The organism is Alphaproteobacteria bacterium US3C007 (genome assembly GCA_034423775.1).
Lineage (GTDB): Bacteria > Pseudomonadota > Alphaproteobacteria > Rhodobacterales > Rhodobacteraceae > Thalassovivens > Thalassovivens spotae.
The window spans coordinates 26,157-50,105 of the sequence record CP139918.1 but is presented as its reverse complement, the minus strand read 5'-3'; the positions used below and the strand labels follow the sequence as shown (position 1 = coordinate 50,105).

Below are 23,949 nucleotides of genomic sequence, written 5' to 3'. Positions count from 1 at the left end.
ATTTCCATAAATAGAGTCGTAATCTGTAATTTTGAAGGAAATGAGATTTATCTTTACAAGGTGAGTAACCTGATAATGCTTTTAAGTTTTTTCAGATCAGGAAATTTCAAACTAAGTCTACATATCACCGTAATTTGGTGATCGGCCTTCTGCAAGAGTATCTGCCGACTTTTGTATCTGTGCTAATATAGCGTCTCGTGCAAGGAGTGTTTTGGCGCGATATGCATCAAAGTTTTGCACCATAGCCATGATTTTTAACGCAAAATCAGCACTATCTGTAGCCGCCTCTGCATTGCCGAAGATTAGAAACTCCTCCATCCCGATCCCATTTGTATAAACAATAGGTTTTGCGGCCAGTACACCATCGATGATGATACCCGATCCGCGGGCCTGATAGGCTTTTAAGTTGTAGGGAATAAGCAAAAAATCTACCGAATGAATGGTAGAGACAAATTTCTCAGTCGATAATTCTTCGGGCAGGAGAGTGAGGTTTATCTTTTTTTGAGGCTTTACAGTATTTCGTAGACTACGACGCATTTTATAATCATGAATTACCTTTCGTAATCTTGTTTTGTGCTTTGGCGTTTGCATCACTAACTCAAATGACAGCTCTTTATCGAAATTGTTGAGCAAGTTTTTTAAATCTGCAAAAATTTGTGGTAATTTGTCTAAGCCTTGTTCTTTTCGTCCCCCTCCAAGATAGCCAATCTTAAAATGTGAGCTAATGCTTGCCTCATGGTGAGGTGCTTTGTCCTTCGGATCAACAGAGCAGGGCAATAAAAATTTATTTTGCGCATTGATTTGGTATTTACTTCGTAATAGCTCGGATAAAGCTTCCGTTTCGGTGACAATGCTGATTAATCCGGCCTCGACATAGCTTTGTAGGCTTGCTCGCTGAGATTTAGTGAGTTTGTTGACGCACTGATAAGTAAGAACTCTTAGAGTGAAGACTATCTTAGTACTATTTTGAGCAAGCAGGTCCATGCAGACTAGGAGCTCATGTTTTTCAGCAGTTGGTACTAGGATGCGAAAATTTTTGCTATCATTTGATTGGCGAATTATATTTTTGAGAACAGAAACATCATGTTGGAGTGCTTTTAATTTTTTTTTCTTTTGCTCTTGTCGGGTCGATAATACACGTTTGATAATATAGGCGGGTGGCAAAAGTACATTCGAATTGCATGCCGTCAGAATGATCAAATTTTCATCTTTCGCAAGATTTTCTACGGCCTTAATTTGCGACAGCCAATGTCCGCCAGTCTTATCAAGATGTTTTTCGATTATTGTGATCATTCAGAATTTACCATATTTTAGTCGACGCGCTTTATGCATTATTACTAAAAACAAACTGCTAAAAATGCCTATTTAAAGCGTTGACCTCTAGAAATTCAAATAGCTTAATAATTTTATACGGCTTATTAGCAAGTGGCATAATCAATAAAAATAGAATAATCTCAGAGCGGTGACATGAGTGCGTGTAAGTGTTCTTTTCGAGTTTATCATTATTTAGCTTGGCGTCACAAGCTCACTCTATTAGTATACAAGAAATACCTCCACGGCGTTTTAAATTGCAATTAATTTATCGATCGCGTCACTAATGCTATCTACCGGATTTCATGTTTCAAAAATAGAGTCAGAAAGGAGTTGCGGTATTTACCTTTAATAATCCTATAGACGTAACCAGCTGATTTAGTTGGTATTATTGAAACGTTTGTACCGAACCAAAAATTGCCACTTCCGTTAGTGAACGAAAACTTTTAACAAATGATGCCGAACTGACTACTTGGATGCTAAATGATTACAGAACTTGTTATAGCGACTTTCCAGAAACCGAGGTATTTGGCGACTGTTCTGCAATCTCTCCTAAAACAGCATTGTTTGCCAAGCGAAATTTGCATTGCCGACGATGGTTCAGATCGCGATACAGAAAATGTTATTCAAAATTTTCAGTATGCAAACCCCAGCTTAAAAATTCGCCATATATGGCACAAAAACTTAGGGTTTCGAAAAAACCTTATCCTTAACGATGCGGTGTATTCCAGCCAAGCGGATTACATAATTTTTATTGATGACGATTGCGTAATGCATCCTTGTTTTATTTCAAGGCATTTGAAAAGAGCTAAAGAGGGTCACTTCGCAACTGGCTCGGTAATAAGGCTAACGAAATGTTTCTCAGATAAGATACTTGATCAAAGAGAAATATCTTGGTCCAAACAATGGCTACCAGTAGGATGGCAACCAAGGTCAATTTCAGAAAAATTAAAATCAATGTCGTTTGATTATCGAGCTATGTGTGTATTAGATTCTTTATCCCCGGTGCGCTGTTCTTGGGCAGGGGGGAATGCATCTACGTTTAGAGACCATATTCTGAAAGTTAATGGTTTCGATACAGAAATGGCGTATGGTGGAGAGGATAAAGAGTTTGGTGCAAGACTGATTAATTTGGGGGTCAAAGGACGCCACTTGCGATACACTGCTCCGCTTTACCACCTCCATCATGATCGGGGTTATGTGAATAGATCTCAGCTGCAAAAGAATCGTGCGATATTAGAACAGACACGCTCTTCAAAAAAAACGTTCACAAATAACGGAATTTTTACTAAGTAGCTTCATCACATTTTTCTATTGTATATAGTGCTAATGTTAAACTTATGACGGAATCCTGATTGACACATGTTTGCCATATCAGAAAGCATGTAACGGTCTTGATGCATTGGCACAATCGATAGAAAGCGCTTGGGCTGCAGGGTCTACAGAACAAAGCCGCGGCTATGCATTTGAAGCCGTTGAATTATGCGCAAAAAACCTTAAGAGCGTTGTAGAAGGCGATGCAAATCCGTTGACGTTACAGGGCATGTCAAACGCAGCATATCGAGCAGGGAATGCAATCAATATTTCTAAAACAACCGCGGCGCATGCATGGTCCTATGGGATTACCAATCATCATGGGATACCCCATGAGCATGCGGTTTGGTTAACGCTGCCCAAAATATTTAAAATGCATGCCACAGCCCATAGAGAGCAGGTTAGCGATGCGAGAGGAAGCAAGCATTTACAAGAAATCATGCAGAAATTGATGAAATCCTTAGATATTGAAGTTGCTAAACAGGCTGACACGATTTTGGAAAATTTTATAATAAGTCTCGGTGTTCCACATAAACTTACGATGATTGGAGCAGAGACAGTAGAGCAACGGGCTTTTCTTGCCAAACAGGCAAATATGGAACGTATGTCAAATAATCCGGTTAGCTTCACTGACCGCGATATTACTGAAATATTTTCACTAGATTAAATATATAAGGCCTAGTTTTTTATAGAACAGGCACCTGTAAGCTGATGAGGTATCGTATCAAATTAAGTTATCGGGTTAACAAAGCTTAGAGTAACAACACTATTTTTTTGTCTCATGTGAATTTAAATATTAGGAAGTTTGCCTGCAAGCAGCACTTTGGTTCATTGAGGTTTAGAAGGGGCGTTAGCTGGCTGCATAAGCATATTGTTTGTCATATTCAGGTTACACAGGATCGTGTGCGCTTCTTTCAGGATTGTGATAGTTGGCCAGGGCAGACTTTAATTCTTTAAAAAGAGATTTGCGTTCGTCTTCGCTTAAAAAAGCTCCTATTTCAACCTCTCTTCCATTTCCGCTTAGGGTCACGTAATTGGGAAGCGGTCCTTCGGTGCCGTATAAATGCACCTGTGCCCAATATCCGTTACACTCCCATGATTTAATCTCGCCTTTTGGCTCTTGGCGCACCAAGCGCAAATTATCGGCGGTGAAGCTCAATTGCTCTAATATCTGGCTGTCAAAATAGTTGCGCCGCAACGCCCACCAGATCGCCCAAACGGTGAGCATTAAGAAGGGGAGTAGGGCCCAAAAGAGTTTTGTACCCAGCAAAGCGTAAAGCGGAAGCGTAATCAAGATGAAGGTCGTCATGATGAAAGCGGCAAAGCCCTGTGGCGGCAAAGAGCGATGCGGCCACAGCTCTAAGCTGGCCTGCGCTTTATCCTCTGTCTGTTCTAACCAAATATATGGCATTTTACCTACCCACCTCTCACCTTCCAAGTTATTGCGCGTATATGCAAAGAAAAGGGTCTGGCCGGATTTGCGTTTAAAAAATCCATTTAAATGCGTTTATTTAGCGCGTTTTTATCTACAAAACGGGCCGTCTTCGTAAATTGCCATATGGGGGCTTGGATCATTCGCCCGTTCTAATAGAAGCGATCACTTTATATGGGCCATTTACCATCGCATTTGATACAAAAAACCCTCGCCTTTTGAGCTTATATAAGCAAAGGCGAGGGGTGTTTCTTTTCGAGGCGCGATCGCACCAATATCAGCCCATTTTTGTTAATGGCTAGGGGCTTTGTCCCATTCTTCCTGCTTCGGCAGGATTTCGAACGTGTGCTCTGGAGGCGGTGAGGGAAGCGTCCATTCCAGCGTATCAGCATATTCGTTCCAATAATTATTCTCGGTCACTTTCGCCCCGCGCAGCAGCGAATAGGCAATGATACCAAAGAAGAAGATGAACGAGGCGAAAGACAGGAATGCCCCCCAGCTCGACCATTGGTTCCAATAGGCAAAGGCTTCCGGATAGTCGATATAGCGACGTGGCATACCCTGACGGCCTAAGAAGTGCTGGGGAAAGAATGTCAGGTTTGCACCGATAAACATCATCCAGAAATGCAACTTACCAGCCCATTCAGGATAAGCGCGCCCTGTCATCTTACCGAAATAGTAGTAAATCCCGGCAAAGATGGTGAACACGGCACCAAGGCTCATCACATAGTGGAAATGTGCCACCACGTAATACGTGTCATGATACGCTCTGTCTACGCCCGCTTGCGCCAGAACAATGCCGGTGACCCCGCCCACTGTGAACAGGAACAAGAAGCCAAACGCCCATAGCATTGGCGTTTTGAATTCAATCGATCCGCCCCACATGGTGGCGATCCAACTGAACACTTTAACGCCTGTGGGCACCGCGATCACCATAGTGGCCAGCATAAAATAGGATTGCTGAGTCAGCGACATGCCGACGGTGTACATGTGATGCGCCCAGACAACAAACCCCAAAGCACCAATCGCGATAATCGCCCATACCATGGGCAAATAGCCAAATACGGGCTTGCGCGAAAAGGTTGCGATTACGTGGCTAATCAAGCCAAATCCGGGAAGGATGATAATGTAAACCTCTGGATGTCCAAAGAACCACAAAATATGCTGGTACAATATTGGGTCTCCGCCACCGGCAGGATCAAAGAAGGTTGTGCCAAAGTTACGATCCGTCAACAACATGGTGATCGCGCCAGCAAGAACCGGAAGCGACAGCAATATCAGCCAGCTTGTCACGAAGATTGACCATGAAAACAGCGGCACTTTGAACAGCGACATCCCGGGGGTACGCATATTCAAGAAAGTGGTGATCATATTGATCGCACCCAGAATGGAAGAGGCGCCCGAGACATGCACCGCAAAGATCGCCAGATCCATCGACATACCGCCTTCGTTCACCGAGAGCGGTGGATACAGAACCCAGCCCACACCAGAGCCCAGTTGATCATTGCCGCCTGGCGCTAAAACCGAGCAGATCGCCAGCGTCGTACCGGCCACATAAAGCCAGAAAGAAAGGTTGTTCATGCGCGGAAATGCCATATCCGGTGCACCAATTTGCAAGGGCATGAAGTAGTTACCAAATCCGCCAAATAACGCCGGAATAACCACGAAAAACATCATCAAAATACCATGACCAGTGATCAAAACATTCCAAAGGTGGCCGTTCGGAGTACAAGGGGTGGATGCATCTGCAAACATCCGTGCGCCTTCGAGGCACATATATTGAACGCCCGGATCCATCAATTCAAGCCGCATATAAACGGTGAAGGCAACCGATACGAATCCAACAAATGCCGATGTGATCAGGTACAGGATTCCGATGTCTTTATGATTCGTAGACATGAACCAACGCGTGAAAAACCCTCGTTGATCTTCATGTTCGTGGCCATGAATGGCTGCATCTGCCATAATTGCCTCCTAATTGAGTTATTGTGGTGGAATTAAACAGTTTGATAATCCCTTGGCTTAGGCTTGCTTTTAATGCGCATTTGCGGGCTCGGCAATGTATGACTTTGCCGCAGGGTGGGAAAAAATGACGCGGCCTTATCCGGGCTGTGTTGTCATGCCTGCGGTGGGCCCGCTTTCTGATGCGTTTAGGGTGTCAAAAACTGTTTTTCAAACTGGTCTTTCAGAGCCATATCAAGATCCGCCATGCTTACGGGAAGCCCAAGATCCACCAAACTTGTCACGCCATGCTCGCGAATGCCGCAGGGTATGATCCCCTCGAAATGCGATAAATCGGGATCAACATTGATCGAGAGCCCGTGAAACGAGACCCATTTTCGAAGCCGTATCCCGATCGCGGCTATTTTATCTTCTTGGCACAATCCTGCCGGCGTTAACGGCTTTTCCGGTCGATCAACCCACACGCCAATACGACCGTCGCGAATGGCTCCTTGCACGTTAAAGCAGGCCAATGTGGAGATTACCCACCGCTCTAGCTTTTGTACGAATGCGCGCACATCCTTGCCATGCCGGTTTAAATCGAGCATCACATAGACAACCCGCTGGCCCGGCCCATGATATGTATATTGCCCGCCGCGTTTGCTGCTGAACACAGGAAATCTGTTCGCGTCAATCAAATCCTCGCGATTGGCGCTGGTCCCCGCAGTGTAAAGCGCGGGGTGTTCAACCAACCAAATGGCTTCCGGCGCATCGCCTTTAGCGATAGCATCGGCGCGCGTCTCCATAACCTGAACAGCCTGCAGGTACCCTGTCAGCCCATCGCTAATGTTCCATTCAATCGGCAGCATTGTCTCTTATGATTTTGATTTGCTATTTTGGCAAATCTACCTTTGGGTCACTGTTTTTTCAACCAAAGGCGTCTTAAATCATAATCCATCAAAAAATCGATGATTTCATTGTTTTCTTTAACGGAAACGAATGGCGTCTTGCTGTCAGAAACTAATTTAAACGCGTCTTGTGTCGTATTCTCGATATCTATTTCTGGCATGCCATCGCTGAGCGACTTTAGTGATTCATAGGCTTCTGTATTCTTCGCCATGGTTTCCATCAAACGGCCTTTTGCAGCCGCTAATATTGAAAGGATTCCAACGAATTTGCCATCAACTTCGATCGGAAGGTTACGAAAACGCCCCTCGATCATTATTTTCAAGGCGTCTATGCACAGCATCTCCGGCGTGCCCGTTTTGGGATTTGCCGTCATAAGGGCATCTACGGTAAGGTTTTCTTCGATCACGCGATGCGTGCCCATATATAAAACGATATCGCGCCCGGTGACGATGCCGACCACGTGGTTATTTTCGTCGACCACGGCAAGGCTGGCTTCGCGCGGATCGGATAAAGTGACGATCATATCCAAAACTTTATCGGTTACTTTGCAGTATAACGGGATATCCGATGTATCTTGCGTATACCAATCTGCAACTCTGCTGCGTTTTTCGGCAAAATAGTCTTTGATCTTCATAGGGCCGCCCTCTTGCACTTTCTTTGCAATAGAATACACGCCACATCCTGCTAATCAACGCATAATACGGCGCGGTCTTTGGCTTCCCCCGGCAATTACGGATATACCTCTACCCCTGCTGAAAAACGAGGCAAGAAAGATTTGTTTGAGATTAAGTGCGAACGTTTAGAGTTGGGTTAAACGGGGCGCATGCCAGCGTCCGAATTTTGGCGGCAAAGCGCAGTCCGCGAGCGATAATGCCGAAAAATAAGTGATTTACTATCCTCCTGCGACAAGATCGGACGGGCGGGTTTTGGAGCATAGTGGGGCGGGGCGTCGCGAAGTTGCGGGAATATCTGGTATATTTCTGCGCGCGCTTCCGCGCCAAGCATCTTTAATGCCTCTGGCCCGGTATACAAGCTTTCGGACGCGGCACCTTCTGCAAACACCACTTGATGTTGATCGCAGATAAAATGCCAATAGGTGATTTCGGTCAGGTCGATTGCGATTTCTATGCCCGGGACGCCGATTAAATCCTTTGCAGAGATAAATATTTCTTTGGATCCGGTTTCCGCAGAGTGTCTTAGCCCCCTAGAACTGTGCCAGTATATTTTGGCATAGGGAGTAAGGAAACATGGCTCGGAAGCGTTATTCTGATGAAGATGTGTTGAAGTTATTGCGCGAGATTGATGTTCATTTGCACGATGGTTTGGACGTTGTGAGTGCGTGTCGCAAAGCTGGGATTTCAGATAAGAGTTATTATTACTGGCGTAAGAAGTTTGGAGGCCTTTCTCGTTCACAGGTTTCAGAGATGAAATCGCTCAAGAAAGAAAACGAGCGCTTGAAGAAGATCGTCGCTGACTTGCAGTTAGACAAGGTGATCCTGAAGGAGAGCCTTGATCATCTAAAGCCACGGGCCTGACGCGGGCTCAGCTTCGTCAGGCTGTTATTCATACGCGTCAAAAGCTGGATATTTCTGAGCGGCGTGCTTGCGCTGTTCTGGATGTAGCCCGCTCAAGTCTGCGCTATCAAGCCAAACAAGTAGATGATACCAAACTACGCTTGGCGATGATCCGGCTGGCCAAACAGTATGGGTGGTATGGTTATAGGAAAGTCACAGCCCTGCTGCGCATGGAAGGCTGGCGTGTTAACCACAAGAGGATCGAGCGCTTATGGAACGAAGAAGGTTTACAGCTGCCGCGCCGGCACAAGAAGCGCAAACGGCTTTATCACAAAGACAGCTCCATCATCAGGCTGCGGCCCACACATCCCAACCATATTTGGGCGATCGACTTTGTGCACGATAAGCTTAGCAATGGGTGCAGCTATAAAATGCTCACGGTTCTAGATGAATATACCCGTGAAGCGCTCTACGTGGCAGTGCGATCCAAAATGAATGCGAACGACGTTTTGGAGACACTGCACCCGCTGCTGATTAAACATGGTAAGCCAGAGTTTATTCGCTCTGACAACGGACCCGAGTTCATTGCCACGCATCTACAGGACTGGCTGAAGAGGATCGGTATCAAACCAATGCAAATCTATCCGGGCAGCCCTTGGGAAAATGGATACAACGAACGCTTTAACGGCACCTTGCGAAAAGAAGTGCTAAACGCTGAATGGTTCCACACCACACGGCAAGCCCAGGTCGCTATCAATGTTTGGCTCAGGCAATACAACCAGATCAGACCTCATCACGCATTAAACATGCGCCCACCCGTCCCAGAAACCTTATTAGAGAAACCAAAACTCAATGGGCGAGTATAGGGGGCTAGACAACAGCTGTTTACTCCGCATGCGTTTCATAAGAACCTCCGAATATGTTGAAGGGCCTTTCTACAGGAAATAACACCAAAAATATACCTTTGATTATAATTTAATTCAAAAGTATAGGTTCGATGCGCTGGGTTTATATTTTGTTACAGGCGCGGTTTCAGGTTGACCGGTGTTGGGTTTAGATTGTGAGCACCGTGCTGCCCGTTGTTTGGCGGCTTTCCAGCGACCGATGCGCGGCGGCAACATCCTGCAAGGCGAAGCGTTGGTCAATCCGGATCTTTACCGCACCTGTGGTGACTTTATCGAATAAATGTCGCGCCATGGTTTGGCAGGTTTCATGCTGCGCGATATGGGTGAAAACTGAGGGTCTGGTAATTTTCAACGATCCAAGCGGCGCAAGCTGCGCTAGGTCGAACGGGGGGGTCTTTCCAGATGAATTGCCGAATGTGATCATCATCCCGAATGGTTTCAAACAGGCGAGAGACTTGTCAAATGTATCTGCTCCGACCGAGTCCATCACCACATCAACGCCTAGGCCGTTGGTCAGTTTTCGAACCTCGTTTGGAAAGTCTTCACGTTGATAATTTATACAATGTGCCGCGCCGTGGTTCAGCGCATGTTGGCATTTTTCATCGCTGCCTGCAGTGCCGATCAACGTGATTCCTTCAGATTTTGCCCATTGGCAGGCGATCAAGCCCACCCCGCCCGCCGCCGCGTGGAACAAAACTGTATCGCCGGCTTTTAAGGGCGTGGTGCGGTGGAAAAGATATTGAACCGTCAGGCCTTTCAGCATCATTGCAGCGCCTTCTTCAAAGCTGATCGAGTCAGGCAAAACGCAAACCTGATCTGCGGGCATAACGCGCATTTCACAATAGGCGCCGGCAGGGGCGTTGAACGCATAGGCGACCCGATCGCCCGCGTTCAGATGCGTGACATTGCTGCCAACCGCGTCAACAAGGCCGGCGGCTTCTGTGCCCAATGTATGCGGCAGGGGCATCGGGTAAAGCCCCGTGCGCTGATAGATGTCGATGAAATTCAAGCCGCAGGCTTTATGCGCAATGCGCACTTCATTCGGCCCCGGCTCACCAACCTGTTCTTGGATGACCTTTAATTGATCGGCCCCGCCAAATTCTTCTATTATGATTTTTTTGCTCATCCTGAGGTCTCTTTTTTTGCGATTACGCCCTCTTATCTAGCATAGCCAGCGCCCATAACCATCCCGCGGCAAGGCTGTTCACGGGCAGGGGTGCGGTTTATTTCAAAAGTGAGTGCTTTTTGTTCGTATTTAAAAGCTCAACGCCGCGCCCGCTTGCGGGTCTGATCCGCCCCGTCAGGTTAAGGATTTATACATCTGAAGTTCGCTCCAGATCTTTTCATTCGTGCTATTGGCTTCGGTCAGGCGGGTTGCCAAGGCGCGAATAATGCCCTTAATTGCGGGGTCTACTTTTTCCATTTTTTGGGTCAGCACTGCCGAAGAGACATGCGTTAAAATGCAATCGGTACGCGCAATGGCATTCACCGTTCGCCGTTCGTCGAGCAATTGACCAATTTCGCCAAAAATTTCGCCCGCGTGCAATGTGGTCAGATGCATATGGCCGGGCGATACGAGATCCACCTCGCCCGAATGCACGATATAGGCGCCGTCGGGCATCGTGGAGGCTTTGTAAATTGTTTGTCCGGCCTTAAAGTTAAAGAAGACAGCCATGCGAGATATCCTATCATAATTTAAGAAGACATGCGCCGGCCAATCTTTGCAGTTTTGCCTAAATATGCGCGCTTCTGCTTTCAGCGAAAGCGAATTTTTACCGTAGATCAAGGGTTAATTTTGACGACATGTATATTTTAGCAATAGAGACCAACCGAACTTTAGCAGGCGGAGCCGTCCATTGGACCGGGACGAAGCGTGGCAGGGCGATGGCAAGACCTGCGTTGTTTTTGTGACGCGCCGCCACGCGCGAAGCTGCAAAAGGTGCCGCTGCGCGCAGCCCCTTAATATAGTTGCGGCCGCGCTTGTGGGAGGACAAGAGCAGCCGCCGAAGATCGAAAACCCTTGGGAGGTAGGGATTTTCGAGTTGCCTTTTAAAGCGCGTTGGCCGCGTCCAGTGCTAAACGGCGAATTGACGCGCGGCTTACCCCTAAATCGGAGAGATCGCGATCGCTTAACGCGCTTAGCTCGTTCACGGTTGTGCGGTAAACCCGCCGACGCTGCATTGCTTCGGTCAGTTTGTTGAGGGCTGCGAAAATGCCGCCAAATGCGGCTGGTTTGGCAAATGAACTGTCAGCTGTGTAAGCCATATTATTATCCTTTATGAGAAGAGTTGTCTCTGCGTCTCTGGTGATAAGAGAGATAAATTTATTCTGCGATTGCACAATAGATAAGCCTGCAATGCCGCTATGCAGCATTTGCATGATTGGGGTTGGGGCGCTAAGTCGCGCAGGCGGATATATGATCCGGCTTGCATGTTTATTCTAAATTCGGCATGTCGGCTGGAAAGCGATGAAAGGCAAGAACATGCGCGATCAAATTATTCAAGAATTAGACAAAATTAAGATGCCAAACGGCCAATCTATCGTCGCGCTTGATATGGTGCGGGCGCTCACGATCGACGAGGGCCATGTACAATTTGTGATCGAAGCCCCATCTGCTGCGGTGGCCGGCGCGCTAGAGTCGCTGCGGCAGCAAGCGGTTGAGGCCGTTACCGCCTTGGCCGGTGTCAATAAAACCAGCGTCATTTTAACCGCACATAGTGGCGCTGCCGAAAAGCCCGAGCCGCCTCAATTGAAAATTGGGGGCCACCCCAAGCCGCAGGCGGCGCCGATGAAGCCGGCGGGTGTGGCGCGCATTCTGGCCATCGCCTCTGGAAAGGGGGGGGTAGGAAAATCCACCGTTTCGTCAAATTTGGCGGTTGCTTTGGCCAAGCAGGGCCGCCGCGTGGGCTTGTTGGATGCGGATATTTATGGGCCATCGCAGCCGCGTATGATGGGGGTGCAACAGCGCCCGGCCAGCCCGGATGGTAAAACCATTATACCGCTCCAGGCCCATGGGGTGACGATGATGTCGATTGGCCTGATGCTTGACCCTGACAAAGCGATTGTGTGGCGTGGGCCGATGCTAATGGGCGCCTTGCAGCAAATGATTTCACAAGTGGCCTGGGGGGAGCTAGATGTTTTGATCGTTGACCTTCCGCCTGGAACCGGCGATGTGCAGCTGACGCTGTGCCAAAAATCAGAAGTCAGCGGGGCGATTGTGGTGTCAACGCCGCAGGATGTTGCGCTGATAGATGCGCGCAAAGCGCTGGATATGTTTTCCACATTGAAAACACCCGTGCTTGGGCTGATCGAAAATATGTCGGTGTTTCATTGCCCACATTGCGGGGAACCCAGTGAAATTTTTGGGCATGGCGGCGTGGCAAAAGAGGCCGAGGCGCTCAATCTTCCGCTCTTGGCGGCATTGCCGATCGATCTTGAGACGCGCACAGCGGGCGATGCGGGATGTCCCGTCGCGGCGGGCACTGGCCCGGTGGCCGAAGCCTATGGGGCGTTGGCCGCACGTCTTGTACAAGGCGGTATGGCCTGATTGGGCGTGTTTGCGCAGGGCCTTGCACGAAAGCTTAACGGCGCTGGGGCCTTAAAGAACGCAAATTCCACAAGAATTGGGAATTCGTGGGAAGTGTCTATTTGAGGCCTATCTATCGCAATTTTTTCGTCAGAAAGCTCGAAATATATCTGTCTATTCAAGAAACTCTACCAGTTCTTCTGCAAAATTGTGGGAATTGAACCGTGAGGGCGGATTTTTGCACGTTATGCTTCCCTCACAAATAAATCTACATTTAGTATTTTTTTATATGGTGCATACACTATGTGGGAGGATTTGGGTGATCTGTTTTGAGTCTCAATTTCAACTTGTATTATTTTCCCATAATTTACCATAAAATCCCAAATTTTTCTTGATATAAGGCGACTGACATGGCATCAATGGCCATAGGTAAAGCGGGATATCAAAATACGGACGCTAAGATCCGAATTCCTTTGGCAGGTTTCATGCAGGCCCCGACTTTACCGCAGCAAGATGTCCGGCGCGCTCACGTTCTCCCCCCCCAGGTCTGCGCCGCCGGACGTTTCCGCCCCGCGGAGCAAGATTGGCGGATTGGGTGTATGTCTCCTGATCCGCCGCTTTGTTTTAAAGGGTGTTGGGGAAAGGCGTTGGGCGCGAATGCGAAGATTTAGAGGCGAAAGTCTGCATAAGATCGATGCGAAGGGCAGGGTGTCAATCCCGGCGCTATTTCGCCGCGTGATCCAAGCCTGCGATCCCAATTGGCAAGAAGGCTTGCCCCCCGAATTGGTCATTGTCTACGGCGATGCGCGCCGACCCTTTCTGGAATGTTATACGGTTGAGGCCATCGAAGAGGTGGATCGTAAAATTGATCAATTGCCGCGCGGATCGGTGGGGCGAAAAACGCTGGAGCGGTTATTTCACGGACAAAGCCATCCTACCTCTGTTGATGAGACGGGTCGTTTGGTCTTGCCTGCCAAGTTGCGTCAGAAAATTGCGGTTGAGGGCGAGGCTTATTTTATCGCCGCCGGTGACACGTTTCAAATTTGGAACCCTGACAGCTACAGCGAGGATCAGGCCAAAACCGAGGCGTGGTTGAGCGACCAGCCCGATGATTTTGATCCGCTAAGCTTTTTGGATGGCGGTCAGGAAGGGTGAGGGTAGCATCTGTGGCGATTGCACAGTCAGACAAGCCTCATATACCGGTTCTGATCGAGCAAATCCTTTCGCAGATCGCTCCGGTTTCGGGCCGCTGGTTGGACGGTACTTTTGGCGCCGGCGGCTATACGCGTGCGCTGTTAGAGGCCGGGGCTGAAAAGGTTTTTGCGGTGGATCGCGATCCTGCGGTTTTTGATCTGCCGCGGGCTTGGCCGACGGCTTTGCAAAGCCGTTTAGAGTTTATTCCGGGCTTGTTTTCGAAGCTTGATGACTATGCGCAAGAGCTGGATGGGATCGTTTTGGACCTTGGGGTCTCTTCCATGCAGCTTGATCAGGCTGAGCGGGGGTTTTCATTCATGCGCGATGGCCCGCTGGATATGCGGATGAGCCAGTCGGGCCCCAGCGCGGCTGATTTGGTGAATGGTTTGCCCGAAGCCGATATTGCCAATCTGCTATATTTATACGGAGAAGAACGCGCCAGTCGCAGAATTGCCAAATCGATTGTGCAACGCCGCAGTGACGCCGCTTTTAAAACCACGTTGGATCTGGCGCAGCTAATCGAAAAGGCGCTGCCGCGCACCAAACCTGGGCAATCCCACGCGGCGACGCGCAGCTTTCAGGCGCTGCGCATCGCAGTGAATAATGAATATGGTGAGCTTTTCGCAGGCTTGCTTGCAGGCGAGCGTGCGTTACGGGCAGGCGGTTTGTTTTGCGTTGTGAGCTTTCATTCAATTGAAGACCGCATGGTTAAACGTTTTTTCCAAATGCGCGCGGGCCGTGCAGGCTCAAACAATCGTTACGCGCCGCATAGCGCGCCATTGCCCATCCAATTTGAATTGGTTTCGCGCAAGCCAATTTTGGGAACGCCCGAAGAAATTGCACAAAACCCCCGCGCACGCTCTGCGAAGTTACGAATTGCGCGGCGCACCGACAGCGCGGCGGGCGGGGTTGTTAAACCCTCGGATTTGGGAATGCCGCTCATGGATTTGCCGCTATGATGCGCAGTTTTCTTTATATCACCACGGCAAGCGCTGTGATCGCGTTGGCCTATTGGGCCTATACGGAAAACATAAAAACGCAAGCGGCCATAACTCACACCGAGCAGTTGCAGGCTGAAATAGGCAAGCAGCGGGCCCGCTTGGCCATTTTAAAAGCCGAATGGGCCTATCAAAATCGGCCCGAGCGGTTACAAGATTTGGCCAATCTGAACTTTGATCGGTTGCAATTATTGCCTTTGCGTGCGGATCATTTTGGCATTGTTGAGCATGTTTCCTACCCGCTTTTGCCCAGCTTTAATTTATTGCTGGTTGATCCGGTTGATGTGGCGGAAAGGTCGGTGGAACGTGACTGATTTCAGCCAATTTTCGGGACTGCGCAGCCCATTGCGTCCGCTCAGTCAGATTTTGCCGGCGCGGGCGCGTGGCGAAGATACGCGCCAAATCGAACAAGACAATATCAAGGCGCGGCATCTTGCAACGCGCGATAAATCCCGCCTCACGGCGCAGGGGCGTATGCTGGTGCTGGGGGGGATTTTCTTGTGCTTATATGCGGTATTGGTTGTGCGTATTGGCATGTTATCCAGCGCTGAGCCGACTGAGCCCACCGCGCAAGATTTGGGCCTGTCAATTGTGGCGCAACGGGCCGATATCGTGGATCGCAAGGGCCGCATTCTTGCGACCAATATGGAAACCCATTCCTTATACGTTGAAACCCCGCATCTGGTGGATGCGGCCGGCACGGCGCAGGCTTTGGCGCGTATTTTTCCCGATTTAGACGCGGAAAAACTGTCTAAAAGTTTCACAGATGGGCGAAAGTTTTTATGGATTAAGAAAAAGATAAGCCCAGAGCAAATGCAGCGGGTGCATGATATTGGCGATCCGGGGTTGCGGTTTGGGCCCCGTGAAATGCGGCTTTATCCCAATGGAAACTTGGCCGCGCATATTTTGGGGGGCACCAGCTTTGGCCGCGAGGGCGTGCATTCGGCCGAGGTTGTGGGCGTTGCGGGTGTAGAAAAATCTTATGATGCGCGTTTGCGTGATCCCAGCCAATCCGCCACAGCTCTGAAATTATCGATTGATTTATCGGTTCAGGCCGCAACCGAACAGGTTTTATGGGGCGGTATGCAATTAATGAATGCTAAAGGCGCGGCGGCGGTGCTCATGGAAGTTGAGACCGGAAAAGTGATTTCATTGGCGTCTTTGCCCGATTTTGATCCCAATGATCGCCCGGCGCCGCCGGTTCAGGGGCAAGCTGCCGACAGCCCTTTGTTCAATCGCGCCGTTCAGGGCGTGTATGAGTTAGGCTCTACGTTTAAGATTTTTGCCGCAGCGCAAGCGATGGAGCTTGGGCTGGTTAACCCGCAAACCATTATCGATATTCGAGGCCCTATTCGGTGGGGCCGGTTTTCCATCCGTGACCACCATTATCTTGATAAAGAGCTGTCAGTGGCAGATATCATCATCCGTTCAAGTAATATCGGAACGGCGCGGATTGCACAGTTGATCGGCGCCGAGCGCCAACAGATCTTTTTGGGGCAGCTTGGTCTGCTGACGCCAATCCCGTTTGAGATGATTGAAGCCAGCGGTGGCAAACCAATTTTGCCTCCAAAATGGTCCGAGCTCTCCGCGATGACGATTTCTTATGGCCATGGCCTTTCGGCGACGCCGCTGCATCTGGCCAGTGCTTATGCCACCATCGCCAATGGCGGATTTAAAGTGCAGCCAACCTTGTTTGATGCGCCGCGCTCTGGTGAAAAAGAACGGCTGATCTCACCAGAGGTGGCCAGCGCGTCTTTGGCTATGTTGCGCGAAGTTGTGCACGGCAAGCAGGGCACGGCTTCCTTTGCCCGACTGCCGGGCTACGCGGTTGCTGGTAAGACGGGCACAGCTGATAAGCCAAACCCGCGTGGCGGCTATTACAAGGATAAGGTCTTGGCCACGTTTGCTTCGGTTTTTCCGGCAGATAATCCTAAATATGTGTTGGTCGTAACGCTTGACGAGCCAGAAGAACGCTCGGGCAAAAAGCCCCGCCGAACCGCCGGTTGGACGGCCGTTCCCGTTGCCAGTGAGCTGATTGCCCGCATCGCACCGCTTTTGGGGCTGCGCCCGCAGATTGAAACCCAGCCACAGGCTGCTATAACCTTCGCATCCAGTAATTAAGGGAGGGCGCAGACCTATGGTCCGGTGTCTTGGTTTTCAAACCCGACGATGTCTTCGGATGCTGAGGGCGCTGCGTTGAAATCCCTGGCTGAGCTGGGTCTCACCGCTTTAAGGCCATTTTCAAAGCCACTTTCGGGGCTGTTTATTGACAGCCGGCTGGTGCAGGAGGGGGGCCTGTTCATCGCTTTGCCTGGCACGCAAAGCCACGGGGCTGAATTTGCAGCGCAAGCGATTGAGCATGGAGCAGCTGCAGTTCTGACCGACCAAGACGGTCACGCTCTTATGCGCCAATCTTTGGCAGAGATATCGGTCGCGATGGTGGTTGTTGAGGATCCGGCCGCCGCGCTTGCATCTGCCGCGGCCCTTTGGTTTGAGGCGCAGCCACAAAAGATTGTTGCGGTGACCGGCACCAATGGAAAAACATCCGTGACGCATTTTTGCCGACAAATTTGGACAGAGCTTGATTGTCAGGCCATCAATCTGGGCACCAATGGTGTGCAAGGGGCGTTTACGGCGCCGCTATCTCACACCACCCCGGATGCACTTCTTTTGCAATCGCTTTTGGCAAAAGCGGCGTTGGCCGGGGTGACGCATGCGGCAATTGAAGCCTCCAGCCACGGTTTGCAGCAGCGCCGGCTGGACGGGGTGAAACTTTGCGCTGCAGGCTTTACCAATTTCACGCAAGATCATTTGGATTATCACAAAGATTTTGAGGATTATTTTAGCGCCAAAACGGGTTTATTTGATCGGCTGTTACTGCAAGATCAGCCCGCTGTTTTAAATATTGATGATCCTAAGCTGGCTGAGCTGGCAGCGCGGCTTGAACAATCAGATCAAGCGATGATCACGATTGGGCACTGTCCCGAAGCTGATATCCGCATCGATAATTTGCGCTTTACCGCCACCGGGCAGGATATGCGATTTACCTATCAGGAAATACCGCGGCTTGTCAGCCTGCCGCTGCGTGGAAAATTTCAAGCTGAAAATGTTCTGATGGCCGCGGCTTTGGTGATTGCTGCCGGCGCAAAGGCTGCGTCGGTGTTTGAGACTTTAGAGCATCTCACGACCGTGCGGGGCCGGATGGAATTGGCGGCGCAGCGTGAAAATGGAGCGCTGGTTTTTGTCGATTATGCGCATACACCCGATGCGCTTGAAAAGGCTATTTCCGCTTTAAGACCGCATGTTTTGGGGCGTCTGGTGGCGGTGATTGGGGCCGGCGGGGATCGCGATCCCTTCAAACGGCCATTGATGGGGGCTGCGGCTGCAGGCGCGGCTGATTTTGTGTTTGTGACCGATGATAATCCGCGCAGCGAAGATCCAAGCGAAATTCGCAAAATGGTGATCAGCGGCATGTCAGAGCCAGCGCAGGTAAAAGAAGTGGGGGATCGCGCCGAAGCTATCTTGCGCGCGGTTGATATGCTTAAGCCAGGTGATGCGCTGTTGATTGCTGGCAAAGGGCATGAAACCGGTCAAGTGATCGGAGATGATATTTTGCCTTTTGATGATGTTGAGCAGGCCAGTTTGGCCGTGGCCGCGCTGGATGGAGGGCTTGTATGAGCTTATGGAGCGCACAAGACGCAGCTTTGGCTACGGGCGGAAAGACTGCTGGAAAGTGGCAGGCTGAGGGTGTTTCGATTGACACCCGCACCCTTCGGGCAGGGGATTTGTTTGTGGCGCTTGCGGATCAGCGCGATGGCCATGATTTCGTTGCTGATGCGCTGCAAAAGGGCGCTTCAGCAGCACTTGTCTCGCGCCGACCTGCAGATGTTTTAAGCGATGAAAACCTTCTTTATGTTCAGGATGTTCAAATTGCGCTTGAGGGGTTGGCCCGTGCGGCGCGCCAGCGCAGCGCGGCGCAGGTGATCGCGATCACTGGATCAGCGGGAAAAACATCTACCAAAGAAATGCTGCGTGTGATGCTGCAAGCTCAGGGCAAAACCCATGCCTCTTACGCCAGTTACAACAATCATTGGGGCGTGCCCTTAACTTTGGCCAGCTTGCCGCGCGACGCGGCTTTTGCAGTGGTTGAAATTGGCATGAGCAATCCAGGGGAAATTGCGCCTTTGGCGCGTTTGGTGCGCCCGGATGCGGCTTTGATCACCACAGTGGCGCCGGCGCATTTGGCAGCCTTTGAAAGCCTTGAGGGTATCGCGCGTGAGAAAGCCGCGATCGTGCAGGGCCTTTCTACGCGAGGATATGCGGTTTTAAATGCCGAAGCGCCCTGCATATCGGTGATGGAGCAGGCGGTCGCAGCACAGGGATGCCAGAGCCTTTGGTTCGGGACCGGTGCGGCGCAAGCCAGGATTGCGCAACTGAGCTTAAAAAATGGCCTGACGCAGGTGATGGCCAGTATTGGGGATTTATCCCTAAAGTTTGAACTGCAAACGGTGGGGCGGCATTTTGCCTTAAATGCGCTGGGTGCGTTGGCGCTCTTGTCTAAACTGAACGCGGATGTTGAAAAAGCAGCGCGAACGCTGGCGCAGTGGCAGCCTGCAGAAGGTCGGGGGCTGCGCCACCAGTTGAACGCGTCCTTTGGCGCGGTTGAATTGATCGATGATGCCTATAATGCAAACCCTGTCTCGATGCAGGCAGCGCTGGATGTTTTGGCGCAAGCCACGTCATCCCGGCGGGTGGCTTTTTTGGGTGATATGAAAGAATTGGGTCTGGATGAGCGGGCGCATCACAGCGCCTTGGCGCGACTGCCCGCCATAAAAAATGTTGACCTTATTCATACGGCAGGCCCGTTGATGGCGGCCTTGCATCGCAGCTTGCCGGTGGAAAAGCGCGGGCAGCATTTTGCCAATGCCGAAGAGATGGCGGCCTGTGTTGAAGATTTGCTGCAGGCTGATGATTGCATTTTGGTAAAGGCCTCTTTGAGCAGCGGTTTGCGGCAAGTGGTTGACGCGATCAAAATAATCAGCCAATTCGAACCCGATTGCGCGGCGCGCCCGGTGGAAAGGAAACGATAATGCTGTATTGGCTAACAGCTCTGTCAGACGGCGGAGATGCTTTTAACCTTTTCCGCTATATTACCTTTCGCGCCGGTGGAGCGTTTTTCACCGCGCTGATATTTGGTTTTTTATTCGGTCCGCCCTTGATCAATGTGTTGCGCCGCCGTCAGGGCAAAGGGCAGCCCATTCGCGCCGATGGCCCAGAGGGGCATTTTGCCAAAGCGGGCACGCCCACGATGGGGGGCTTGTTGATCCTTTTGGCCGTGCTGAGCTCTACTCTGCTTTGGGCGCGGCTTGACAACGGGTTTGTTTGGATTGTGCTTTTTGTAACCTTTTCTTTCGGGTTGATTGGTTTTGCTGATGATTATGCAAAAGTCAGCCGGCAAACCGCGGCAGGTGTTCCGGGCAAGCTGCGGTTGGCTTTGGGCTTTGCAATTGCGGCGATTGCGGCCTATCTTGCCACCTCTTTTCATCCTGATCCGCTTCAATATCAGGTTGCCTTGCCAGTTTTTAAAAATCTTTTGGTAAATTTCAGTTTCTTATTCTTACCCTTTGCGATGCTGGTGATCGTCGGTTCGGCGAATGCGGTCAATCTAACCGATGGGCTCGACGGGCTTGCAATTATGCCCGCTATGATCGCCGCAGGGGCGCTGGGCGTGATCGCTTACGCCGTTGGTCGGGTCGATTTTACCACTTATCTTGATGTTCATTATGTGCCTGGAACAGGCGAAATTCTAATTTTCTGCGCCGGATTGATCGGCGGTGGCATGGGGTTTTTGTGGTATAACGCGCCGCCTGCAGCGGTGTTTATGGGTGATACTGGATCTTTGGCCTTGGGCGGCGCGCTGGGCAGTATCGCAGTGATCACCAAACATGAAATCGTTTGGGCGATTATTGGGGGTTTATTCGTGCTTGAGGCGCTGTCGGTGATCATTCAGGTCTTGTCATTCAAACTCACGGGTCGGCGGGTGTTCTTAATGGCGCCCATTCATCATCATTACGAAAAAAAAGGATGGGCCGAGCCAACAATCGTGATCCGGTTTTGGATTATTGCGCTGATTCTTGCGATGATTGGTTTGGCGACCTTAAAGGTGCGCTAACGCCTTTGCCGGGGGCATGTTCGCGAGGGGGTTGCCCCGTGTTTTAACCGCTTGTCAGATCCCGCTTAGGCGATAATTATGGGCATAATTGCCAGTTAGAAGGGTGTAATATGATTCCAGCGCAGGGTGTGACGGGCAAAAACGTAGCGGTGCTCGGGCTGGGCCGTTCGGGTTTAACCGCGGCGCTAGCGTTGCGCGCTGGTGGCGCTGAAGTGCGCGTGTGGGATGATCAAGCGCCGGCGCGTCAAGCCGCCGAGGCGCAAAATCTTATTTTAGAAGATTTGGGCGCGCGCGCAGATTGGACGCAGATTGACCTGTTGATCGTCAGTCCTGGCATTGCGCATCTCTATCCAAAGCCGCATCCGGTGATCGCTACGGCGCAGGCTGCAGGTGTGACCATTGATAATGATATCGGCTTGTTTTTTCGCTCTTTTGCAACGCGCGCGTGGGATGAGTTTGATCGCCCTGCCAAAATTGTTGCGGTGACAGGCTCTAACGGAAAATCCACCACATGCGCGCTGATCCATCATATTTTAGAGCAAAACGGCATGCTCACGCAGCTGGCGGGGAATATCGGTCGCGGCGTTATGGATCTTGAGCCGGCGCGCTCAGGCGAAGTAATCGTTTTGGAGCTGAGCAGCTATCAAACCGAACTTGCCCGCAGCTTAACGCCCGATATTGCCGTTTTTACGAATTTATCCCCCGATCATCTTGATCGCCACGGGGGGCTTGGCGGGTATTTTGCGGCAAAGCGCCGGCTTTTCGCAGAAGGCGGGCCGGATCGGGCTGTGATCGGCATTGATGATGCTGAGGGCCGCTTTTTGGCGGCGCAACTGCAACAAGGGCGCAATGATGACAGCGTGCTTCAAGTATCGGCCTGCAGAAAATTAACCGGGACAGGGTGGATGGTGTTTGCCCGCAAAGGGTTCTTATCGGAATATCGCAAAGGCCGACAGGTTGCCGCTTTTGATTTACGCCAACACGCCGCCCTTCCCGGAGCGCATAACCATCAAAACGCCTGCGCGGCCTACGCGGTTTGCCGCGCGCTGGGCCTCTCGCCTAAAAATATCGAAACCGCGATGGCAAGTTTCGCTGGTTTGCCCCATCGATCACAATTGGTTGCTGAAATTAATCAGGTGCGGTTTGTAAATGACAGCAAAGCCACCAATGTTGAGAGTGCCAAAAAAGCATTGATGGCTTTTGCAAATATACGTTGGATTTGCGGCGGTGCAGAAAAAGAAGGCGGCTTAGACGGGTTGCAAGGCGCGGCAAGCGCTGTGAGCAAAGCCTATGTCATTGGTGCCGAGGCGGCAGCCTTCGCGGCCCAGTTGCCCTGCCCTTATGAAATTTGTGAGACAATGGATGTGGCCGTTAAGGCCGCCAATGCACAAGCGCAACCGGGGGATGTGGTTTTGCTGGCGCCAGCCGCGGCCAGCTTTGATCAATATAAAAGTTTTGAGCAGCGCGGCGAAGATTTCGTAGCACAGGTTGCGGCGTTGTAACGGATGTCAAAACCGAATTCAGCGCGGCGCTTCGGGCTGATGTGCAATCGCTTGCCCTGCGGCCCATCCTGAAGACCAGGCCCATTGGAAATTATATCCGCCCAGCCAGCCTGTGACATCCACAGCCTCTCCTATGAAATAAAGCCCGGATACGGTTTTGCTCATCATGGTTTTTGAGGACAGCCCGTTTGTGTCCACCCCGCCCAAGGTGACTTCTGCCGTACGATAGCCTTCGCTGCCGGCGGGCCTGAGCTGCCATGCATGAAGCTGCCGCGCCAAAGCATGAAGCGCTTTATCAGATTGATCGGCTAGATTTCCAGTTAATCCCAGATCCTGCACGATGAAATCAGACAGGCGCGCCGGCATAAACCCCGCCAAGATGGTGGATACGTTTCGCGCGCCTTTTTGTTGGCGCTGTGCGCGCAACGCCTCATAAATCGAACTGTTGGGAAAGAGATCGATCTCAAACGCTTCGGTTTCTTCCCAATAAGAGGAAAGTTGCAATATTGCCGGCCCAGACAGGCCGCGATGGGTGAAAAGAACCGCCTCGTCAAAGCTGGTCTTTGCGTTTGAAACGCGGGCTTCAATGGCAATGCCTGCCAAAGGCTTGAAGTGCTCTGGCTCAAAGGTCAATGGAACCAGCGCCGGGCGCGTTCTGGTCACGTTCATTTGAAATTGTGCCGCAATGTCATAAGCCAGCCCGGTGGCACCCATTTTGGGAATAGATTTGCCACCGCAGGCAATCACCAAATTGCGGCAGCTTATGGCGTATCGTTGCCCCTCGCGCTCAAGGTTTAACGCAAAGCCCTGATCGGTTTTGTTAAGAGCTGTTAGGCGCGTGTTTATCCACAACTCTGCGCCGCGCGCATCCAGCTCATCCAGGAGCATTGTGATAATCTGTTTGGCGCTAATGTCGCAAAACAGCTGGCCCAACGTTTTTTCATGATAGGCAATTTTATGTTTTTCGACCAAATTGATGAAATCCCACTGTGTGTAGCGGCTGAGTGCACTTTTGTGAAAATGGGGATTATTGGATAAAAACCGATCGGGTTGAATGTTAAGATTGGTAAAGTTGCAGCGACCACCGCCTGAAATGCGAATTTTTTCGCCGGGGGCTTTGGCGTGATCGATCACCAAAATCCGCCCCTGCGCCTGCGTTGCGCACATCAGGCCGGCCGCACCTGCTCCGATTATGAGTGTATCAAATTGCATAGATGATCCGATGCAGGGT

At 50.6% G+C, this 23,949-nt stretch carries 20 protein-coding genes and 1 pseudogene; 12 read left to right on the top strand and 9 right to left on the bottom strand.

Translation table 11 applies throughout. The features are described 5' to 3' along the window. Positions 1–117: 117 nt before the first annotated feature. Complete coding sequence (locus UM181_00260) at positions 118–1,293, bottom strand: hypothetical protein (protein ID WQC63081.1); 1,176 nt, start codon at positions 1,291–1,293, stop codon at positions 118–120. 501 nt (positions 1,294–1,794) lie between these two features. On the opposite strand from UM181_00260, the gene UM181_00255 reads away from it, so the two are divergent. After that, entirely contained in the window at positions 1,795–2,607 is an 813-nt protein-coding gene (locus UM181_00255) for a glycosyltransferase (protein WQC63080.1), read from the top strand. A gap of 70 nt (positions 2,608–2,677) precedes the next feature. Then, the gene (locus tag UM181_00250; protein WQC63079.1) at positions 2,678–3,292 is read left to right on the top strand and encodes an iron-containing alcohol dehydrogenase; all 615 of its coding nucleotides are present in this window, start codon (positions 2,678–2,680) and stop codon (positions 3,290–3,292) included. A 222-nt stretch (positions 3,293–3,514) separates the two neighbouring features. On the opposite strand, the gene UM181_00245 is transcribed toward UM181_00250, so the two are convergent. The 4 genes from UM181_00245 to UM181_00230 form a co-directional block, all read right to left on the bottom strand. After that, positions 3,515–4,036, bottom strand: a complete 522-nt coding sequence (locus tag UM181_00245) for a DUF2244 domain-containing protein (GenBank protein ID WQC63078.1) — start codon at positions 4,034–4,036, stop codon at positions 3,515–3,517. 312 nt (positions 4,037–4,348) lie between these two features. Next, positions 4,349–6,022: a cytochrome c oxidase subunit 1 gene (locus UM181_00240; protein WQC63077.1), complete on the bottom strand. Its 1,674-nt coding sequence runs from the start codon at positions 6,020–6,022 to the stop codon at positions 4,349–4,351. Positions 6,023–6,207: 185 nt separating this feature from the next. Beyond that, a complete protein-coding gene (lipB, locus tag UM181_00235; GenBank protein WQC63076.1) occupies positions 6,208–6,867 on the bottom strand; it encodes a lipoyl(octanoyl) transferase LipB in 660 nt (219 codons plus the stop codon). Positions 6,868–6,914: 47 nt separating this feature from the next. Continuing rightward, positions 6,915–7,541: a CBS domain-containing protein gene (locus UM181_00230; protein WQC63075.1), complete on the bottom strand. Its 627-nt coding sequence runs from the start codon at positions 7,539–7,541 to the stop codon at positions 6,915–6,917. 613 nt (positions 7,542–8,154) lie between these two features. On the opposite strand from UM181_00230, the pseudogene UM181_00225 reads away from it, so the two are divergent. After that, positions 8,155–9,287 (top strand): annotated as a pseudogene (locus UM181_00225) (IS3 family transposase). Positions 9,288–9,474: 187 nt separating this feature from the next. On the opposite strand, the gene UM181_00220 reads toward UM181_00225, so the two are convergent. From UM181_00220 to UM181_00210, 3 genes are all read right to left on the bottom strand, one after another. Next, a complete protein-coding gene (locus UM181_00220; protein WQC63074.1) occupies positions 9,475–10,452 on the bottom strand; it encodes a quinone oxidoreductase in 978 nt (325 codons plus the stop codon). 174 nt (positions 10,453–10,626) lie between these two features. Further along, the gene (locus tag UM181_00215; GenBank protein ID WQC63073.1) at positions 10,627–11,001 is read right to left on the bottom strand and encodes a cyclic nucleotide-binding domain-containing protein; all 375 of its coding nucleotides are present in this window, start codon (positions 10,999–11,001) and stop codon (positions 10,627–10,629) included. 374 nt (positions 11,002–11,375) lie between these two features. Then, positions 11,376–11,591 (bottom strand): DUF1127 domain-containing protein, encoded by a 216-nt coding sequence (locus UM181_00210; protein ID WQC63072.1) that lies wholly within the window; start codon positions 11,589–11,591, stop codon positions 11,376–11,378. Positions 11,592–11,808: 217 nt separating this feature from the next. Between UM181_00210 and UM181_00205 the strand changes: the two genes are divergently transcribed. From UM181_00205 to murD, 9 genes are all read left to right on the top strand, one after another. Beyond that, the gene (locus UM181_00205) at positions 11,809–12,873 is read left to right on the top strand and encodes an Mrp/NBP35 family ATP-binding protein (protein WQC63071.1); all 1,065 of its coding nucleotides are present in this window, start codon (positions 11,809–11,811) and stop codon (positions 12,871–12,873) included. A gap of 636 nt (positions 12,874–13,509) precedes the next feature. Further along, complete coding sequence (gene mraZ / locus UM181_00200; protein ID WQC63070.1) at positions 13,510–14,007, top strand: division/cell wall cluster transcriptional repressor MraZ; 498 nt, start codon at positions 13,510–13,512, stop codon at positions 14,005–14,007. An 11-nt stretch (positions 14,008–14,018) separates the two neighbouring features. Continuing rightward, positions 14,019–15,005, top strand: coding sequence for a 16S rRNA (cytosine(1402)-N(4))-methyltransferase RsmH (rsmH, locus tag UM181_00195; protein WQC63069.1), 987 nt, complete (start codon positions 14,019–14,021; stop codon positions 15,003–15,005). Further along, positions 15,002–15,358: a cell division protein FtsL gene (locus UM181_00190; protein WQC63068.1), complete on the top strand. Its 357-nt coding sequence runs from the start codon at positions 15,002–15,004 to the stop codon at positions 15,356–15,358. Before rsmH ends, UM181_00190 begins: the two co-directional genes overlap by 4 nt. Further along, positions 15,351–17,165 (top strand): penicillin-binding protein 2, encoded by a 1,815-nt coding sequence (locus UM181_00185; protein WQC63067.1) that lies wholly within the window; start codon positions 15,351–15,353, stop codon positions 17,163–17,165. Before UM181_00190 ends, UM181_00185 begins: the two co-directional genes overlap by 8 nt. 48 nt (positions 17,166–17,213) lie before the next feature. Continuing rightward, positions 17,214–18,722, top strand: a complete 1,509-nt coding sequence (locus UM181_00180; GenBank protein ID WQC64794.1) for a UDP-N-acetylmuramoyl-L-alanyl-D-glutamate--2,6-diaminopimelate ligase — start codon at positions 17,214–17,216, stop codon at positions 18,720–18,722. Then, positions 18,719–20,134 carry a UDP-N-acetylmuramoyl-tripeptide--D-alanyl-D-alanine ligase gene (gene murF / locus UM181_00175; GenBank protein ID WQC63066.1) on the top strand — a complete coding sequence of 472 codons (1,416 nt, stop codon included), beginning with the start codon at positions 18,719–18,721 and terminating at the stop codon, positions 20,132–20,134. The genes UM181_00180 and murF overlap by 4 nt, the downstream gene beginning before the upstream one ends. After that, entirely contained in the window at positions 20,134–21,216 is a 1,083-nt protein-coding gene (mraY, locus tag UM181_00170; GenBank protein ID WQC63065.1) for a phospho-N-acetylmuramoyl-pentapeptide-transferase, read from the top strand. Before murF ends, mraY begins: the two co-directional genes overlap by 1 nt. Before the next feature lie 110 nt (positions 21,217–21,326). Further along, complete coding sequence (murD, locus tag UM181_00165) at positions 21,327–22,718, top strand: UDP-N-acetylmuramoyl-L-alanine--D-glutamate ligase (GenBank protein ID WQC63064.1); 1,392 nt, start codon at positions 21,327–21,329, stop codon at positions 22,716–22,718. A gap of 18 nt (positions 22,719–22,736) precedes the next feature. Here the strand turns inward: murD and UM181_00160 are convergent, their stop codons facing one another. Next, a complete protein-coding gene (locus tag UM181_00160; GenBank protein ID WQC63063.1) occupies positions 22,737–23,930 on the bottom strand; it encodes an NAD(P)/FAD-dependent oxidoreductase in 1,194 nt (397 codons plus the stop codon). Positions 23,931–23,949 lie beyond the last annotated feature (19 nt).

Bases quoted from the DNA above. Each gene is read 5' to 3' on its own strand.
- murF (WQC63066.1), top strand. From the start codon at position 18,719: ATGAGCTTATGGAGCGCACAAGACGCAGCTTTGGCTACGGGCGGAAAG.
- lipB (WQC63076.1), bottom strand. From the start codon at position 6,867: ATGCTGCCGATTGAATGGAACATTAGCGATGGGCTGACAGGGTACCTG.
- mraZ (WQC63070.1), top strand. From the start codon at position 13,510: ATGCGAAGATTTAGAGGCGAAAGTCTGCATAAGATCGATGCGAAGGGC.
- UM181_00260 (WQC63081.1), bottom strand. From the start codon at position 1,293: ATGATCACAATAATCGAAAAACATCTTGATAAGACTGGCGGACATTGG.
- UM181_00160 (WQC63063.1), bottom strand. From the start codon at position 23,930: ATGCAATTTGATACACTCATAATCGGAGCAGGTGCGGCCGGCCTGATG.
- UM181_00215 (WQC63073.1), bottom strand. From the start codon at position 11,001: ATGGCTGTCTTCTTTAACTTTAAGGCCGGACAAACAATTTACAAAGCC.
- UM181_00255 (WQC63080.1), top strand. From the start codon at position 1,795: ATGATTACAGAACTTGTTATAGCGACTTTCCAGAAACCGAGGTATTTG.
- UM181_00245 (WQC63078.1), bottom strand. From the start codon at position 4,036: ATGCCATATATTTGGTTAGAACAGACAGAGGATAAAGCGCAGGCCAGC.
- mraY (WQC63065.1), top strand. From the start codon at position 20,134: ATGCTGTATTGGCTAACAGCTCTGTCAGACGGCGGAGATGCTTTTAAC.
- UM181_00220 (WQC63074.1), bottom strand. From the start codon at position 10,452: ATGAGCAAAAAAATCATAATAGAAGAATTTGGCGGGGCCGATCAATTA.
- UM181_00190 (WQC63068.1), top strand. From the start codon at position 15,002: ATGATGCGCAGTTTTCTTTATATCACCACGGCAAGCGCTGTGATCGCG.
- UM181_00180 (WQC64794.1), top strand. From the start codon at position 17,214: ATGTCTTCGGATGCTGAGGGCGCTGCGTTGAAATCCCTGGCTGAGCTG.
- UM181_00240 (WQC63077.1), bottom strand. From the start codon at position 6,022: ATGGCAGATGCAGCCATTCATGGCCACGAACATGAAGATCAACGAGGG.
- UM181_00230 (WQC63075.1), bottom strand. From the start codon at position 7,541: ATGAAGATCAAAGACTATTTTGCCGAAAAACGCAGCAGAGTTGCAGAT.
- murD (WQC63064.1), top strand. From the start codon at position 21,327: ATGATTCCAGCGCAGGGTGTGACGGGCAAAAACGTAGCGGTGCTCGGG.
- UM181_00205 (WQC63071.1), top strand. From the start codon at position 11,809: ATGCGCGATCAAATTATTCAAGAATTAGACAAAATTAAGATGCCAAAC.
- UM181_00210 (WQC63072.1), bottom strand. From the start codon at position 11,591: ATGGCTTACACAGCTGACAGTTCATTTGCCAAACCAGCCGCATTTGGC.